This window comes from Comamonas aquatica (assembly GCF_018064205.1).
In the GTDB taxonomy this organism is placed as follows: domain Bacteria; phylum Pseudomonadota; class Gammaproteobacteria; order Burkholderiales; family Burkholderiaceae_C; genus Comamonas; species Comamonas aquatica.
Genome location: NZ_CP072916.1, coordinates 23,875 through 38,703 on the forward strand (window position 1 = coordinate 23,875; position 14,829 = coordinate 38,703).

General features: G+C 68.6%; 17 protein-coding genes and 1 pseudogene. 13 read left to right on the plus strand and 5 right to left on the minus strand.

The features are described 5' to 3' along the window. The first annotated feature begins 193 nt into the window (after positions 1-193). The 5 genes from KAQ61_RS00110 (at position 194) to KAQ61_RS00130 (ending at position 2,405) form a co-directional block, all read left to right on the plus strand. Positions 194-391 (plus strand): YgaP family membrane protein, encoded by a 198-nt coding sequence (locus KAQ61_RS00110; protein WP_042414634.1) that lies wholly within the window; start codon positions 194-196, stop codon positions 389-391. 105 nt (positions 392-496) lie between these two features. Next, the gene (locus KAQ61_RS00115; protein ID WP_042414502.1) at positions 497-844 is read left to right on the plus strand and encodes an ArsR/SmtB family transcription factor; all 348 of its coding nucleotides are present in this window, start codon (positions 497-499) and stop codon (positions 842-844) included. Beyond that, a complete protein-coding gene (locus KAQ61_RS00120) occupies positions 841-1,287 on the plus strand; it encodes a YeeE/YedE family protein (RefSeq protein ID WP_045267542.1) in 447 nt (148 codons plus the stop codon). The genes KAQ61_RS00115 and KAQ61_RS00120 overlap by 4 nt, the downstream gene beginning before the upstream one ends. 3 nt (positions 1,288-1,290) lie before the next feature. Beyond that, positions 1,291-1,710, plus strand: a complete 420-nt coding sequence (locus tag KAQ61_RS00125; protein ID WP_210930110.1) for a YeeE/YedE family protein — start codon at positions 1,291-1,293, stop codon at positions 1,708-1,710. 98 nt (positions 1,711-1,808) lie between these two features. After that, positions 1,809-2,405: a DUF599 family protein gene (locus KAQ61_RS00130; protein WP_210930111.1), complete on the plus strand. Its 597-nt coding sequence runs from the start codon at positions 1,809-1,811 to the stop codon at positions 2,403-2,405. Between the two features lie 91 nt (positions 2,406-2,496). Here KAQ61_RS00130 and ybeY read toward each other — a convergent pair whose 3' ends face one another. After that, on the minus strand, positions 2,497-2,958 hold the full coding sequence (gene ybeY / locus KAQ61_RS00135) for an rRNA maturation RNase YbeY (protein ID WP_042414493.1): 462 nt from the start codon (positions 2,956-2,958) through the stop codon (positions 2,497-2,499). Positions 2,959-3,012: 54 nt separating this feature from the next. Next, positions 3,013-3,957 (minus strand): PhoH family protein, encoded by a 945-nt coding sequence (locus KAQ61_RS00140; protein WP_210930112.1) that lies wholly within the window; start codon positions 3,955-3,957, stop codon positions 3,013-3,015. Between the two features lie 51 nt (positions 3,958-4,008). Between KAQ61_RS00140 and ruvA the strand changes: the two genes are divergently transcribed. From ruvA to KAQ61_RS00165, 5 genes are read left to right on the plus strand one after another with little or no spacing between them, the layout of a single operon-like run. Further along, positions 4,009-4,587, plus strand: a complete 579-nt coding sequence (gene ruvA / locus KAQ61_RS00145) for a Holliday junction branch migration protein RuvA (RefSeq protein WP_043385372.1) — start codon at positions 4,009-4,011, stop codon at positions 4,585-4,587. 6 nt (positions 4,588-4,593) lie between these two features. Beyond that, positions 4,594-5,730 carry a Holliday junction branch migration DNA helicase RuvB gene (ruvB, locus tag KAQ61_RS00150; protein WP_154164241.1) on the plus strand — a complete coding sequence of 379 codons (1,137 nt, stop codon included), beginning with the start codon at positions 4,594-4,596 and terminating at the stop codon, positions 5,728-5,730. A gap of 51 nt (positions 5,731-5,781) precedes the next feature. Next, positions 5,782-7,041 (plus strand): efflux RND transporter periplasmic adaptor subunit, encoded by a 1,260-nt coding sequence (locus KAQ61_RS00155; RefSeq protein ID WP_210930113.1) that lies wholly within the window; start codon positions 5,782-5,784, stop codon positions 7,039-7,041. Next, a complete protein-coding gene (locus KAQ61_RS00160) occupies positions 7,041-8,276 on the plus strand; it encodes an ABC transporter permease (protein WP_244982946.1) in 1,236 nt (411 codons plus the stop codon). The genes KAQ61_RS00155 and KAQ61_RS00160 overlap by 1 nt, the downstream gene beginning before the upstream one ends. 5 nt (positions 8,277-8,281) lie before the next feature. Then, entirely contained in the window at positions 8,282-9,001 is a 720-nt protein-coding gene (locus KAQ61_RS00165; RefSeq protein ID WP_042414483.1) for an ABC transporter ATP-binding protein, read from the plus strand. 43 nt (positions 9,002-9,044) lie between these two features. On the opposite strand, the pseudogene KAQ61_RS00170 reads toward KAQ61_RS00165, so the two are convergent. Next, a pseudogene (locus KAQ61_RS00170) lies at positions 9,045-9,798 on the minus strand (lysoplasmalogenase). 139 nt (positions 9,799-9,937) lie between these two features. Between KAQ61_RS00170 and KAQ61_RS00175 the strand changes: the two are divergent. Beyond that, positions 9,938-11,566, plus strand: a complete 1,629-nt coding sequence (locus KAQ61_RS00175; protein ID WP_183303617.1) for a peptide chain release factor 3 — start codon at positions 9,938-9,940, stop codon at positions 11,564-11,566. 166 nt (positions 11,567-11,732) lie between these two features. Further along, a complete protein-coding gene (locus tag KAQ61_RS00180; protein WP_210930114.1) occupies positions 11,733-12,527 on the plus strand; it encodes an HAD-IIB family hydrolase in 795 nt (264 codons plus the stop codon). A gap of 140 nt (positions 12,528-12,667) precedes the next feature. Here KAQ61_RS00180 and KAQ61_RS00185 read toward each other — a convergent pair whose 3' ends face one another. Then, a complete protein-coding gene (locus KAQ61_RS00185) occupies positions 12,668-13,660 on the minus strand; it encodes a Bug family tripartite tricarboxylate transporter substrate binding protein (RefSeq protein WP_210930115.1) in 993 nt (330 codons plus the stop codon). A 244-nt stretch (positions 13,661-13,904) separates the two neighbouring features. Here KAQ61_RS00185 and KAQ61_RS00190 point away from each other — a divergent pair, with 244 nt between their 5' ends. Further along, positions 13,905-14,477, plus strand: coding sequence for an RBBP9/YdeN family alpha/beta hydrolase (locus KAQ61_RS00190; RefSeq protein WP_210930116.1), 573 nt, complete (start codon positions 13,905-13,907; stop codon positions 14,475-14,477). Positions 14,478-14,569: 92 nt separating this feature from the next. Here the strand turns inward: KAQ61_RS00190 and KAQ61_RS00195 are convergent, their stop codons facing one another. After that, complete coding sequence (locus KAQ61_RS00195) at positions 14,570-14,782, minus strand: hypothetical protein (protein WP_210930117.1); 213 nt, start codon at positions 14,780-14,782, stop codon at positions 14,570-14,572. Positions 14,783-14,829 lie beyond the last annotated feature (47 nt).

The following is a 14,829-nucleotide window of genomic DNA, read 5'->3' on the forward strand; positions in this document are numbered from 1 at the left end:
ACAGTCGGGAAGCTGCTGTGGGCCGCATCAATTTACTTTTTAATATAATATATAAAAACAGATTGTGACGCACGCCTTTCTCTTTCTGGATGGCGAGGACTGGCAGGGTCAGCCCGGCGTGTCGTGACCACGGGCTGGCGCATGGGGCGCCGGCCGGATCTGGACAGTGTGGATCAACTGCAAGGAGAAGACCATGAAAGCAAATGTTGGCGGCATCGACCGCGTCCTGCGTATCCTGGTGGGGCTGGTGCTGATCGCCCTGGCCGCCACCGGCACGGTGGGTTGGTGGGGCTGGCTGGGCGTGGTGCCGCTGGCCACCGGGCTGCTGCGCTTTTGCCCGCTGTACCCGCTGCTGGGCATCAGCAGCTGCCCGCTGTCGTCGCGCAAGTAAGGCGCCGCGGCCGGACCGGGGGGCTTGGCCTTGTCGGGGGCAGCGCTTTGCGTTTTCCCCTAAGGTCAGGGCCCTGCCTTTTCGCCACCCACCGCATTTGTTGCCATGACCCAGCCATCTTCGACCGACACCCGTGCTGACACCCTGGACCTGGACGCCCTGCGCGCCCATGCGGACGAGGCCGTGGCCATGCTCAAGGTGCTGGGCAACCAGGACCGGCTGATGCTGCTGTGCCAGCTGACGCTGCAGGAGCGCACGGTGGGCGAGCTGGAGCAGCTCACCGGCATTCAGCAGCCCACGCTGTCGCAACAGCTGGGCGTGCTGCGGCGCGAAGGCCTGGTGACGACGCGCCGCGAAGGCAAATTCATCTGGTACCAGCTGGCCGATGCACGCGCCCTGCAACTGATGCAGGTGGTGCACCAGCTGTTTTGCAAGCAAGGAGAACCTGCATGAGCATTGCATGGGACCTGTTCACGCCCGGGGCCGCGCTGGCCGGCGGGCTGTTGATCGGCGCGGCCGCCGCGCTGATGGTGGTGTTGCTGGGCCGCGTCGCGGGCATCAGCGGCATCGTGGGCCAGCTGTTGCAGGCTGGCACCTGGCGCAGCGCGCCCCAATGGCGCTGGCGTGCGGCCTTCGTGGTCGGCCTGCTGGCGGCGCCCCTGTTGTGGCAGGGCTTTGCGCCGCTGCCGGCGATGGAGATGCCGGGCAACCCGCTGGTCATCATCGCCGCCGGTTTGCTGGTGGGCTTTGGCACCCGCCTGGGCTCGGGCTGCACCAGCGGCCACGGGGTCTGCGGGATTTCGCGGCTGTCGCTGCGTTCGCTGTCGGCGACGGTGGTGTTCATCGCCACCGGCGTGGCCACGGTGTTCGTGGTGCGCCATGTGCTGGGGGGCTGAACCATGATCGCATTCGTGGCATTGTTGGCAGGCCTGGTGTTCGGCCTGGGCCTGATCCTGTCGGGCATGGGCAACCCGGCCAAGGTCCAGAATTTTCTGGATGTCTTCGGCACCTGGGACCCGTCGCTGGCCCTGGTCATGGCGGGCGCGATTGCGGTCGCCATCTTCGCCTTCACCTGGGCCAAGCGGCGCAAGACCTCGCTGCTGGGCGAGCCCATGCAGCTGCCCACGGCCATGGCCCTGGACGGCAAGCTGCTGACCGGTGCGGCGCTGTTCGGCATCGGCTGGGGGCTGGCCGGTTTTTGCCCGGGTCCGGCGCTGATGAACCTGAGCACCGGCCATGGCGAGGTCTGGCTGTTCGTCGCCGCCATGCTGGTGGGCATGCTGGCGCAGCACGCCTGGGCGAAGCGGAGTGGGTCTTAAAAAACCAGAGCAGCCCGCGCAGGTGGCGATTGGGCTGCAGGCCTTTTTCATGTGCAGAGGTCCGGTCTGGCACGGGATGGACGATGGAGTGAGCAGCCATGTATGAATACATCTGGCCCATGTGGGTCACCCTGGGACTGGCGCTGGCCTACTTTGCCAAGCAATGGCTGCGCCCGGCGCGCGCCACGCGCATGCACGACCAGCTGCGCCAGGACTGGCTGCAGGCCATCTCGGACAGCAAGGGCACGGAAGTGTTGGGCGTGCAGACCATCCGCAACTCCCTGATGTCCTGCACCATGACGGCGACCACGGCCACGCTGGCGCTGATGGGCGGGGTCTCGCTGCTGCACAGCAGTTGGGCCGAGGCGGCGACCAACGGCCGTGCCGAGGTGCTGCAGCTGCACACCCTGGCGGTGCTGGTGCTGCTGGGCCTGTCCTTCATCAGCTCCATGCTGGCGGCGCGCCAGTGGCACCATGCCGGCTTTGTGGCCGGCATGCCCACGGACAGCCCGCTGCGCGCGCAGTGGCTGCCCCTGGGGCAGACCAGCCTGCGCCGTGCCGGGCATTTCTATGCGCTGGCGGTGCGCCTGCTGATGTGGTGCGTGCCCATGTTGCTGGTGGGCCTGCAGCCCTGGCTGGGCCTGGTCAGCGCCGTGCTGCTGCTGGTGGTGCTGGCCACGGGCATCGACCGCTGAAGCCCCCCCAGGGACCACAAAAAAAGGACGCCACAGGGCGTCCTTTTTGCATAGGGGGGCTGCGTTGCGCGGGTGCCCGTGCAGGCGGGCCTCAGTCCTTGGCGTAGGGATCGGCGTAGCCCAGCTCGGCCAGGATGTCGGTCTCGTAGGCCTCCATCTCGTCGGCGTCCTCCTCGCTGGTCTCGTGGTCCCAGCCCTGGGCGTGCAGGGTGCCGTGCACCAGCATGTGGGCGTAGTGCTCTTCCAGCGACTTGTTCTGCTCCTGGGCCTCGCGCTCGATCACCGGGCCGCAGATCACCAGGTCGGCCATCACCGTGGGGGCCTGCTGGTAGTCGAAGGTCAGCACGTTGGTGGCGTAGTCCTTCTTGCGGAACTGGGCGTTCAGCTGGCGGCCTTCGTCCTCGCCGACGATGCGCACAGCCATTTCCGCGTCCACGGCCAGGGCGTGCTTGATCCACTTGGTGACGCGCGCGCGGGTCAGCAGGGCGCGGTGCGCGGCCAGGTTGTCGAACTGGCCGAATTGCAGGGAGAGGGACAGGTTGTTGAGTGCCATTTGGGGCTCTGGCGCTTGCTGGTCAAGCGCTGTTAGCTATGGATTCTGAGAGTCTCAGCTGCGGCTGCGGCCGTTGCTGGCATCGTAGGCGTCCACGATGCGTGCCACCAGCGGGTGGCGCACCACGTCGGCGCTGGTGAAGCGGTTGATGCTGATGCCCTTGACGCGCTTGAGCACGCGCTCGGCATCGATCAGGCCGCTCATCGCGCCCTTGGGCAGGTCGATCTGGCTGACGTCGCCGGTGACCACGGCCTTGGCGCCAAAGCCGATGCGGGTCAGGAACATCTTCATCTGCTCGGGCGTGGTGTTCTGCGCCTCGTCCAGGATGACGAAGGCGTTGTTCAGCGTGCGACCGCGCATGAAGGCCAGCGGGGCGATCTCCAGCACGTTGCGCTCGAAGGCCTTTTGCACCTTCTCGTAGCCCATCAGGTCGTACAGCGCGTCGTACAGCGGGCGCAGGTAGGGGTCGACCTTCTGCGTCAGGTCACCGGGCAGGAAGCCCAGGCGCTCGCCGGCCTCCACGGCCGGGCGGGTCAGCACGATGCGCTGCACGGCGCTGCGCTCCAGCGCGTCCACGGCGCAGGCCACGGCCAGGTAGGTCTTGCCGGTGCCGGCAGGGCCGATGCCGAAGGTGATGTCGTGCTCGGCAATGTTCTGCAGGTACAGCGCCTGGTTGGGCGTGCGCGCGCGCAGGTCGGCGCGGCGCGTGGTCAGCTGCACGGCGGTGGCGTCGGGCTCCAGCATCTCGGCATCGCCGGCCAGCATCAGCTGCAGCGTGTCCTCGGGGATGGCGTGGTCGGCCATTTCATACAGCGCCTGCAGCAGCTCCAGCGCCTGCTGGGCCTTGGCCTTGGGGCCGTCGACCTTGAACTGCTCGTGGCGGTGGGCAATCTTGACCTGCAGGCCGGTTTCGATGGTGCGCAGGTGGGCGTCGGCCGGGCCACACAGGTGGGTCAGGCGCAGGTTGTTGTGCGGTGTGAAGGTGTGGCGCAAGATCACGCTGATAATTCCCTGAAGGAAGGCCGCGCCGGGCGGCAACAAAGGATCGCAATGATAGGCAAATTGACAGGTTCCCTGCTGGAGAAGAACCCGCCCCAAGTCCTGGTGGACTGCCATGGCGTGGGTTACGAGGTGCAGGTGCCCATGAGCACGTTCTACAACCTGCCCGCACTGGGGGAGCCGGTCAGTCTGCTGACGCACTTTATCGTGCGCGAGGATGCGCAGCTGCTGTATGGGTTTGCGACCGCACAGGAGCGTCAGACATTCCGCGAGCTGATCAAGGTCAGCGGCATCGGTCCGCGCATGGCCCTGTCCCTGCTGTCGGGCATGACCATCGAGGACCTGGTGCAGGCCATCGCCCTGCAGGAAGTGGGGCGGCTGGTGAAGGTGCCGGGCATCGGCAAGAAGACCGCCGAGCGCCTGCTGCTGGAGCTCAAGGGCAAGCTGGGCGATGCCGTGGTGGGTACGGCCGCGGCGCAGGTCAAAAACGATGCCCAGTCCGACATCCTGCAGGCGCTGCTGGCGCTGGGCTATTCGGACAAGGAAGCGGCCGCCAGCCTCAAAGCCCTGCCCGCCGATGTGGGCGTGAGCGAGGGCATCAAGCTGGCCCTCAAGGCCTTGGCAAAGTAAGCCGCCATGAGCATCCACACCGAAGATTTTGGCGATTTCGAGGCCGCGCCGGCGCGCAAGCCGCGCGCCAAGGCCGCGCCCCAGGCGCCGCGCCCGGACGACCCGGGCCAGCCCGCCGTGCGCAGCAGCGCCATCTCGCCCGCGCCGGTCAACAAGCACGAAGAGGTGCTGGAGCGCGCCCTGCGCCCCAAGCTGCTGCAGGAATACGTGGGCCAGGAAAAGGCGCGCGAGCAGCTGGAAATCTTCATCGGTGCGGCGCGCAAGCGCGGCGAGGCGCTGGATCACGTGCTGCTGTTCGGCCCGCCCGGTTTGGGCAAGACCACGCTGTCGCACATCATCGCCGCCGAGTTGGGTGTGAATCTGCGCCAGACCAGCGGCCCGGTGCTGGAAAAGCCCAAGGACCTGGCGGCGCTGCTGACCAACCTGGAGGCCAACGATGTGCTGTTCATTGACGAGATCCACCGCCTCAGCCCCGTGGTCGAGGAAATCCTCTACCCCGCGCTGGAGGACTACCAGATCGACATCATGATCGGCGAGGGGCCGGCCGCACGCTCCATCAAGCTGGACCTGCAGCCCTTCACCCTGGTCGGGGCCACCACGCGCGCCGGCATGCTGACCAACCCGCTGCGCGACCGCTTCGGCATCGTGGCGCGGCTGGAGTTCTACAACGCCGAGGAGCTGGCGCGCATCGTCACGCGCAGTGCCGGCTTGCTGGGCGCACCCATCGATGCGGCGGGCGCGCAGGAAATCGCCAACCGCTCGCGCGGCACACCGCGCATCGCCAACCGTCTGCTGCGCCGCGTGCGCGACTATGCCGAGGTCAAGGGCGACGGCACCATCACCCAGGACATGGCGCGCAAGGCCCTGTCCATGCTGGACGTGGACCCGCGCGGCTTCGACGTGATGGACCGCAAGCTGCTCGAAGCCGTGGTGCACCGCTTTGACGGCGGCCCGGTGGGCGTGGACAACATCGCGGCCAGCATTGGCGAGGACGCGGGCACGATCGAGGATGTGATCGAGCCCTACCTGATCCAGCAGGGCTATCTGCAGCGCACGCCGCGCGGGCGCATCGCCACCAAGGCCGCCTACCAGCACCTGGGGCTGGTGGCACCGCAGGCGGCCGGCAGTCTGTTCAACGAATAAGGCCGCAACCGGGGCCGGCCGCACCGGCACCCGGGACCAGGGGAACGCACTGTGAGTCCACACGCATCTGAAACCACCCACTCGGCACCCGCCCGCCGCCCGCGCCGCTGGTGGTGGCTGGCCGGCGCCGCTGCCGTGCTGCTGCTGGCTGCCGTCTGGGGCGTGCAGCGCTGGCGCGGCCCGCAGGTGCCCGCCGTGCAGGTGCAGGCCCAGGCACTGGTGCGCAGCCTGCAGTTTTCGGCCCGGGTGGAGACCCGCTCGCGCGTGGGCGTGGGCAGCACCATCGTCGGCCGCGTCGAGCGCGTGGCCGTGCAAGAAGGCGACCACGTGCAGGCCGGCCAGCTGCTGGTGCAGCTGGAGCCCCCCGAACTGCAGGCCAGCGTGCAGCAGGCCCAGGCCAGCCTGGCCCAGGCGCGGGCCCAGCTGGCCAATGTGCGCACCAATGGGCGCATCGGCAAGCAGTCGCAGGTGGCCCAGGCCCAGGTGACGCTGCAGCAGGCCCAGGCCGATTGGTCGCGCAACCAGCAACTGGTGCAGCAAGGTTTTCTGAGCCAGGCCAGCCTGGACGAAAAACGCAAGGCCCTGGGCGTGGCCCAGGCGCAGCTGCAGGCCGCCCAGGCCCAGGCCCAGGCGGCGGCCGAGGGTGGGGCCGAACTGCAGGCCGCCGAGGCCCAGGTGCAGCAGGCGCAGTCGGCCCTGGCGGCCGCCCAGGCCAAGCTGCAGCAGACCCACATCGTCGCGCCCAGCGCCGCCAAGGTGCTGGCGCGCGCGGTGGAGCCCGGCCAGATTGTGCAGGCCGGCACGGCGCTGCTGCAGCTGGCCCTGGAGGGGCCGACGCTGATCGTGGCCCAGGTGGATGAACGTTTCCTGGACCAGCTGCGCGAGGGCCAGAGCGCCCAGGTGGTGGCCGATGCCTTTGCCGACCAGCGCCTGGCGGCGCGCGTGGTGTCGATCGCCCCGGGCGTGGACGCGCAGCGTGGCGCGGTGGAGGTCAAGCTGGCGCTGCAGGCCGCGCCGCCGGACTTCCTGCGCGAGGACATGAGCCTGTCGGTGCAGGTCGAGACCGGCCGCCAGGCCCAGGCCCTGGTGCTGCCGCTGCAGGCCCTGCAAGGCCTGCGTGAAGGCCACAGCGCCGCCCAGGTGCTGGTGCTGCAGGCCGGCCGGGCCACGCCGCGCCCGGTGCAGGTGGGCCTGCGCACCCTGGAGGCTGCGGAAATTGTGGACGGCCTGCACGCCGGGGACACCGTGCTGCTGCCCCCGGCACAGGCCGGCCAGCGGGTGCGCGCGGCCGCGCCACAGCAGGAGCACTGATGGCCGTGCGCATGCCCTGGGGCTTCGAGTGGCAGGTGGCCCTGCGCTTTCTGCGCGAAGGGCGCATGCAAAGCCTGATGATCGTCGCCGGGGTGGCGGCGGGCGTGGCCGTGGTCACCTACATCACGGCGCTGATCCATGGCCTGCAGGCCAACACCGTGCGCAAGACGCTGGGCACGCAGGCCCACATCAGCCTGCGGGCGCCCGAGGACGTGGTCACGCCCCTGCCGCGCCCGGCGGTGGGCGATGCGGTGCTGCTGTCGGACACCCAGCCGCGCGCCCAGCGCCTGCGCTCGGTGGCCAACTGGCAGCAGTTGCTGCCGGTGCTGGAGCGCGAACCGGGCGTGATCGCCGTGTCGCCCATGGTCTCGGGCGCCGGGCTGGCGCTGCGCGGCGAGGCCTCGCAGTCCATCGCCCTGATGGGGGTGGAGCTGGAGCGCTACCAGCGCATCGTCAACCTGCGCGAAAAGCTGGTGGCCGGTGCCTGGGGCCTGGCCCCGGGCGAGGCCATGATCGGCACCGAGCTGGCCGCCGACCTGGGCGTGCGCCCGGGCGACCGCTTCACCATCGCCACCGGCGCGGTGAACGAGCCGGTGCGCGTGACGGCCTTGCTGGACCTGGGCCTCAAGGACCTGAACCGCCGCACCGTGATCATCCCGCTGCGCAGCGCGCAAAGCCTGCTGGGCGTGCCCGGCGGCGCCACGGTGCTGGAGATGCAGGTGGCCGACGTGTGGCAGGCCGATGCCATCGCGCGCCAGCTGCGTGCGCGCTACGACTATGACGTGGAGAGCTGGCAGGACACGAATGCGCAGCTGCTCTCGGCGCTGAAGGCCCAGACCATCAGCACCACGGTGATCCGCGCGGTGGTGCTGGTGGTGGTGGTGCTGGGGATTGCCAGCGTGCTGGTGGTCAGCGTGGTGCAAAAACGCCGCGAGATTGGCATCCTGCGCGCCATGGGCACCACGCGCGGCCAGGTGCTGCGCGTGTTTCTGCTGCAGGGCGCGGTGGTCGGGGCCCTGGGCTCGGTCGGCGGGGTGCTGCTGTCCTGGGCCATGGTGCAGCTGTTCACCACGCTGGCGCGCAGCGCCGAGGGCGGCGCGCTGTTCGAGATTCACCTGACCCTGCCCGACGCCCTGAGTGCGGCGCTGATTGCCACCGTGTGCGGCGTGCTGGCGGCCGTGGTGCCGGCGCGCCGTGCCGCGTCCATGGACCCGGCCCAGGCGATACGGATGTGACCCCCATGGCCCACGACCCCACCACCGCGCCCCTGCTGCAGCTGTCGGCCGTGCGCAAGTCCTACAACGTGGGCCAGCCCAGCGAGGCCGAGGTGCTGCACGGCATCGACCTGCAGCTGCGCGCCAGTGAGTTCATTGCCCTGGTCGGCCCGTCGGGCTCGGGCAAGAGCACCCTGCTGAACATCCTGGGCCTGCTGGAGCGCATGAGCAGCGGCAGCTACCAGCTGCTGGGGCAGGAGACCCACCGGCTCAGCGACGACCGCCTGACCCTGCTGCGCCGCCAGAGCCTGGGCTTCGTGTTCCAGTTCCACCACCTGCTGCCGGCCTTCACCGCGCTGGAGAACGTGACCCTGCCGGCGCTGATGGCGCACGGGGTGGTGTCCGGCGCGGACAAGGACCGCGCCCTGCAACTGCTGCGCGCCGTGGGCCTGGGCCAGGCGCTGCACAAGAAACCGTCGGAGCTGTCGGGCGGCATGCAGCAGCGCGTGGCCATCGCCCGGGCGTTGGTGCAGCAGCCGGCCCTGGTGCTGGCCGACGAGCCCACGGGCAACCTGGACACGCAATCGTCCGACGATGTGTTCGCGCTGCTGCGCGAGATCCATGCCCAGCAGGGCACGGCCTTTCTGATCGTCACCCACGACCCGCGCCTGGCGGCACGCTGCGACCGGCTGGTGGAAATGGTCGACGGCCAGATCGCCCAGGACACGCACACGCCGCACATGTAGTGTTTTTGGCTGCTGGCGCTCGTCCTGCCTGCGCAGGGTGCTCTTATTTTGTCTGTGGCACGCGCAGCACTTGCAGCATGCCGTGCACGATCAGACCCTGGGCCAGGTAATAGCTGCCAAGCACCCACACGGTGGCGGCGGGCAGGGGCTGCACGAAGCGGTCGATCGCCAGGATGCTGTCGCTGACCATGAAGCTCAGCGCACCCCAGGCCACGCAGCGTGCACCCGCGCTGCGCAGCACCTGGGCGCGGCCGATGGCCTGGGCCGCCATGCCGGCAATCACCAGCACATAGGCGGCCACGGGCAGGCGCATGTCGGCAGGCAGGCCGTGCGTCGCCAGGTAGCCGTAGACCAGCGCGGCGCAGGCCAGCACCGCCAGCAGGGCCGGGCGGTGCGGCAGCCACGGCAGGCCCCGGTGGAACAGCACGATGTAGCAGCCGTGGGCCAGCAGGAACGCCGCCAGGCCGGCGAGGAAGCAGGCAGACATCGCCCAGCAGGCTCAGCGCCAGGCCGGCCAGCAGCCAGCGGGTGGCCACGGGCTGGCCGTGGTGGTCGGCGCGCCGCCAGACCAGGGCCAGGCACAGCAGCAGCGGCAGGGGTTTGAGCAGGGCATAGGCGGCGAAGGGCCCGAGGTGGCCGGCCAGCATCGCCAGCAGGGCGCACAGGGCCATGGCCCATTGCAGCGGATGGAGGTGGGCAAGCAGGTGCATGCCGGCCAGTCTGCGGGCCACGCGCACGGCTGGGCATTGGGGCTGTCCCGCCTTGCGGGGTGGGCCACGGACGCCGTGGGCGCGCATTCTCCGGGGCCGGTGGAGTTTCGTGCTTTCCCTTAAAATCGACCCTCTTTACCTTGAGAGGCCCGCTGCGCACTGCTGCGCTTGCGGCCCTTTGTCGCAAACGCGTGGCCGCCGCCACGACCGAACCCGTCCCCGACCAGTGTCATACGCTCCAGAAACCCGGCGTCGCCGCACCTTTGCCATCATTTCCCACCCGGATGCGGGTAAGACCACGCTGACCGAAAAGCTGCTGCTGTTCTCGGGGGCGATCCAGATCGCCGGTGCCGTGAAGGGGCGCAAGGCCAGCCGCCACGCCACCTCGGACTGGATGGAAATCGAAAAGCAGCGCGGCATCTCGGTGGCGTCGTCGGTGATGCAGATGAGCTACCGCGACCACGTGATCAACCTGCTCGACACCCCCGGCCACAAGGACTTCTCGGAAGACACCTACCGCGTGCTGACGGCCGTGGACTCGGCGCTGATGGTGATCGACGCGGCCAACGGTGTGGAATCGCAGACCCGCCGCCTGATCGAGGTCTGCCGCCAGCGCAACACGCCCATCCTCTCCTTCGTCAACAAGTTCGACCGCGAAGTGCGCGACCCGCTGGACATCCTGGACGAGGTCGAGCGCGAGCTGGGCATGCCCTGCTGCCCCATCACCTGGCCCGTGGGCCAGGGCAAGAGCTTCGGCGGCATCATCAATCTGCAGACGCAGACCATGACGGTGTTTGCCGCCGGCAGCGAAAAGCGCCCCGAGGACTTCGAGGTGATCCCGCTGACCGAAACCGACCGGCTGCGTGCGCGCTTCGGCCAGGCCTTTGACGATGCCATCGAGAGCATGGAACTGGCCCAGGGCGCGTCCGCCGAGTGGGACCACCAGGCCTTCCTGGAAGGCAAGCTGACCCCCGTGTTCTTCGGCTCCGGCGTGAACAACTTCGGTGTGATGGAAGTGCTGAACGCCGTGGTCGACATGTCGCCCCCGCCCGGCCCGCGCATCGCCTTCACCGAGGTGAACCGCAACCGCGAAGAAGTCACCATCCACCCCGAAGACAAGACCTTCGCCGGCGTGGTGTTCAAGGTCCAGGCGAACATGGATGCCAACCACCGCGACCGCATCGCCTTCGTGCGCGTGGCCAGCGGCAAGTACACGCCCGGCATGAAGATGAAGGTGCAGCGCACCGGCAAGGAGCTGCGCCCCACGTCCGTGGTGACCTTCATGTCGCAGCGCCGCGAGGCGGTGGACGAGGCCTACGCCGGCGACATCATCGGCTTCACCATCCACGGCGGCGTGCAGCTGGGGGATTCGATCACCGACGGCCCCAGCCTGCAGTTCACCGGCCTGCCGTTCTTCGCGCCCGAAATGTTCATGACCGTGGTGCTGAAGAACCCGCTGCGCACCAAGCAGCTGCAGCAGGGCCTGATGCAGCTGGGCGAAGAGGGCGCGATCCAGGTGTTCAAGCCCGATGTCGGCGGCAACATGCTGCTGGGCGCGGTCGGTCAGCTGCAGTTTGAAGTGGTGCAGCATCGCCTGAAGACCGAGTACGACTGCGACGTGCGCTTGGAAGGCTGCCAGTACACCGGCGCGCGCTGGATCACGGCCGATTCGCCCGCCGAGCTGCGCGAGTTCGAGAACGCCTACCCCATGCGCCTGGCGCACGATGCGGCCGACACCCTGGCCTTCCTGTGCACCAGCCCCTATGACGTGCGCCTGGCGCAGGAACGCTTCCCCAAGATCCACTTCCACCCCCTGCGCGAACACGCCGGCCTGGCCCTGGGTAGTGCCCATTAATTGAAATCACTAGCGGCCTGCATGCGTCGTTGCCGAATCTCGCCGTAGCGCTGCTACTGGCTTCGATCCGGCGCCTCGCCTGCACCGCTGCGCTGGCCGCTACTGATTTCTACGCTGTGTTTGATCTCACCCGTGCCTGGCACGGGTTGGTTGTTGAGAGTTTGCTGTGAGCCAAGAATTTCTGCGCCCCTTGTCTGAACTGCCGGTGCCCGCGAACCTGCTGGGCGTGCTGACCGACATCGATGACACCCTGACCACCGAGGGCGTGGTGCCTGCGCACGTGGTGGCCGCCATCGGCCGCCTGCAGGTTGCGGGCCTGAAGGTGGTGCCCATCACCGGTCGCCCCGTGGGCTGGAGCGTGCCGTTTGCGCGCGCTTGGCCGGTGGAGGCCATCGTCGCCGAGAACGGTGCCGTGGCCCTGCGCCGCAACGACCGGGGCGGACTGGACAAGCTCTACCAGCAGGACGACGACACGCGCGTGCACAACTTCGCCAAGATGCAGGAGGTGCTGGCGCAGATCGAGCAGCAGGTACCCGGCGCGCAGCGCGCCACCGATTCGCACGGCCGCGAGTGCGACATCGCCGTGGACCACAGCGAGTTCACCACCCTGTCGCAGGCGCAGATCGATGCCTGCGTGGCCATCATGCGCGACGCCGGCATGAACGCCACCGTCAGCTCCATCCACATCAACGGCTGGTTTGGCACGCACAACAAGCTCGAAGGCGCACGCTGGATCGTGCAGAGCCTGTTCGGCATCGACCTGGACGCGACGCTGGGCCAGTGGGTCTACATCGGCGATTCGACCAACGACCAACTGATGTTCCAGCACATGCCCCACAGCGTGGGCGTGGCCAACATCGCGCGTTTCGTGCCCCAGCTGCAGCACCTGCCGCGCTATGTGACCACGGCCGAGCGCGGCGATGGCTTTGTGCAGCTGGCGGACCACCTGCTTGCAAAATAAGAGCGTTTGGCGCGCGATATTCCTGGTTTTCCATATAAAAAACCGCTGAAACCTACCCAGGACGCGCGGTAACTGCTCCTGAAATAAAAAAAGCCCGCATGGCCTGTCGCCTGCGGGCTTTTTGGTGGGCGGGGCCGCGCTCAGTCGATGCTGACCTGGGCCTTGGTGATCACGGCCTTGTACATCGCCGTGTCCTGGTCGATCAGCTGCTGGAACTGCGCGGGCGTGCTGCCGATGGCGCCGAAGCCCAGCTGCGTCAGCTTGGCCTTGACCTCGGGCGACTGCACGGCCTCGGCGATGGTCTTGGACAGCTTGTCGACGATGGGCTGGGGCGTGCCCTTGGGCGCCAGCACGCCGACCCAGGAGTTCATCACAAAGCCGGGAAAGCCCGCTTCCTCCATGGTGGGGATGTCGGGCTCACCGGGCCAGCGCTGCTTCGACGCCACGGCCAGCACCTTGATCTTGCCGCTCTTGGCGTGGGGCATGGGCACCAGGGCGGGGTCGAACAGCATGTCGACCTGGCCGCTCATCAGGTCGGCCAGGATGGGGGCGCTGCCGTTGTAGGGCACGTGCTGGGCATTCAGCCCGTTTTCTTGCGCCCAGCGCGCGCCGATCATGTGGGCGCTGGCGCCGGTGCCGCTGGAGGCGTAGTTCAGCGGCTGCTTCTTGCCGTATTCGGCCAGTTCCTTGGCGTTCTTCACCGGCAGCTTGTTGGCCGCGAACAGGAACATGGGCAGGTCGGCCACATGGCTGACGGCCACCAGGTCGCTGGGCTGGTAGGGCAGCTTCTTGTACAGCGACATGTTGACCGTGTAGGCGGCCAGCACGCTGACGAAGTTGTAGCCGTCGGCCGGCGCACGCGCTGTCTGCGTCACGCCGATGGTGCTGTTGGCGCCGGGCTTGTTCTCGATCACCACGGGTTGGCCCAGGCGCTTGCCCACGGCCTCGAACACGGTGCGGCTGACGATGTCGGTCGAACCGCCGGGGGTGTAGGGCACGATCAGCTTGATGGGCTTGCTGGGCCACTGGGCGGTGGGTTCCTGGGCCCAGCTGGTGCCGGTCAGGGCCAGGCTGGACAGCGCCAGGGCGGCGCAGAGGGCCGAGCGACGGCTGCGATGAGGGGCAAATGCCATGGGGGAATCTCCAGTTGTCTCGTTATGCGGGCAGCAGGGGCTGCCACTCCCTGAATGTCGGGCTGGTTTTGTGAGCGCGACATTTGTACTGTAAAAGCCGCATCGCGCGGCCATACCGAGGGCAATCCCTCGGCGGCTGTCGCAGGGGCATCAAGCCAGCGGGGGTGTCCCGTCGGGGTTCCCCCGCAGGCCACAATGGGGCACAGGCGCTGCCGAGCCGGGCGGCCCTCGTACAAGGAGCGACATGCAAGAACCCTCGATTTTGCTGCTGCCGGGCCGTGGCAATGCCAACCCGGAGCATTGGCTGTCCCACTGGGAAGCGGATGACCCACGGATGCAGCGGGTGTGGCAGCGGGAATGGCAGACCCCCCAGTGCGCCGACTGGGTGCAGACCCTGGTGGCGGTGCTGGCACAGCGCCAGACGCCGGCCGTGCTGGTGGCGCATTCGGTGGCCGTGGCCCTGGTGAATCACCTGGTGGCCGCCTGGCCGCGGTACCACCCGGACCGACCCCTGCCCGTGCGCGGGGCCTTGCTGGTGGCCCCCAGCGATGTGGAATCTCCCACCTGGCCGCCGGGTCCCCTGGGTTTTGCCCCCATGCCGATGCAGCGCTTGCCGTTTCCAACCCTGGTGGTCGCCAGCACGAACGACCCCCGGGTCACGCTGGAGCGGGCCCAGGTGTTTGCGACCGCCTGGGGCGCCCGTCTGGAAGTGGCGGGTGCCTTGGGCCATCTGAATGCCGACAGCGGTCTGGGCCCTTGGCCCCAGGGCCGCCAGTGGCTGGCGGAATTGCTGGCGGCAGAGGTGGTCGGCAATTGAATCCGTGCCAGCCGGCGCGCACATAGCACGGCCTGGGGCCGTACCGCATGCCGCCCCACGCGGTGTGTCTTGTGGCCATGGGGCCAGGGCCTTTAGCGTGGGGGCTGGGGCTCCCAATCGGTATCGCAGCCGATGCCCGCCGCAATCCAGCGCCGCGCCAGCCGGGCCACCAGGCGCACGGCCCAGGGGCGGCGCCAGCCCAGCACGGCCCCAGGATCGCTGACCATGCCGCAGCCATTGCAGGGCGTGCCCATGGCGGGTTTGGCCGGTGCCGCCGGCTGCAGGTAGATGATGCGTTTAGGCACGCGGTGCCCCCGGTGCCCGTGGACCGGGGCGGCGCGCCGTGGCGGCG

What these genes read in the sequence shown, in the direction of transcription:
- KAQ61_RS00110 (WP_042414634.1), top strand. Translation starts at nt 194, where the DNA reads ATGAAAGCAAATGTTGGCGGCATCGACCGCGTCCTGCGTATCCTGGTG.
- KAQ61_RS00115 (WP_042414502.1), top strand. Translation starts at nt 497, where the DNA reads ATGACCCAGCCATCTTCGACCGACACCCGTGCTGACACCCTGGACCTG.
- KAQ61_RS00120 (WP_045267542.1), top strand. Translation starts at nt 841, where the DNA reads ATGAGCATTGCATGGGACCTGTTCACGCCCGGGGCCGCGCTGGCCGGC.
- KAQ61_RS00125 (WP_210930110.1), top strand. Translation starts at nt 1,291, where the DNA reads ATGATCGCATTCGTGGCATTGTTGGCAGGCCTGGTGTTCGGCCTGGGC.
- KAQ61_RS00130 (WP_210930111.1), top strand. Translation starts at nt 1,809, where the DNA reads ATGTATGAATACATCTGGCCCATGTGGGTCACCCTGGGACTGGCGCTG.
- ybeY (WP_042414493.1), bottom strand. Translation starts at nt 2,958, where the DNA reads ATGGCACTCAACAACCTGTCCCTCTCCCTGCAATTCGGCCAGTTCGAC.
- ruvA (WP_043385372.1), top strand. Translation starts at nt 4,009, where the DNA reads ATGATAGGCAAATTGACAGGTTCCCTGCTGGAGAAGAACCCGCCCCAA.
- ruvB (WP_154164241.1), top strand. Translation starts at nt 4,594, where the DNA reads ATGAGCATCCACACCGAAGATTTTGGCGATTTCGAGGCCGCGCCGGCG.
- KAQ61_RS00160 (WP_244982946.1), top strand. Translation starts at nt 7,041, where the DNA reads ATGGCCGTGCGCATGCCCTGGGGCTTCGAGTGGCAGGTGGCCCTGCGC.
- KAQ61_RS00165 (WP_042414483.1), top strand. Translation starts at nt 8,282, where the DNA reads ATGGCCCACGACCCCACCACCGCGCCCCTGCTGCAGCTGTCGGCCGTG.
- KAQ61_RS00185 (WP_210930115.1), bottom strand. Translation starts at nt 13,660, where the DNA reads ATGGCATTTGCCCCTCATCGCAGCCGTCGCTCGGCCCTCTGCGCCGCC.
- KAQ61_RS00190 (WP_210930116.1), top strand. Translation starts at nt 13,905, where the DNA reads ATGCAAGAACCCTCGATTTTGCTGCTGCCGGGCCGTGGCAATGCCAAC.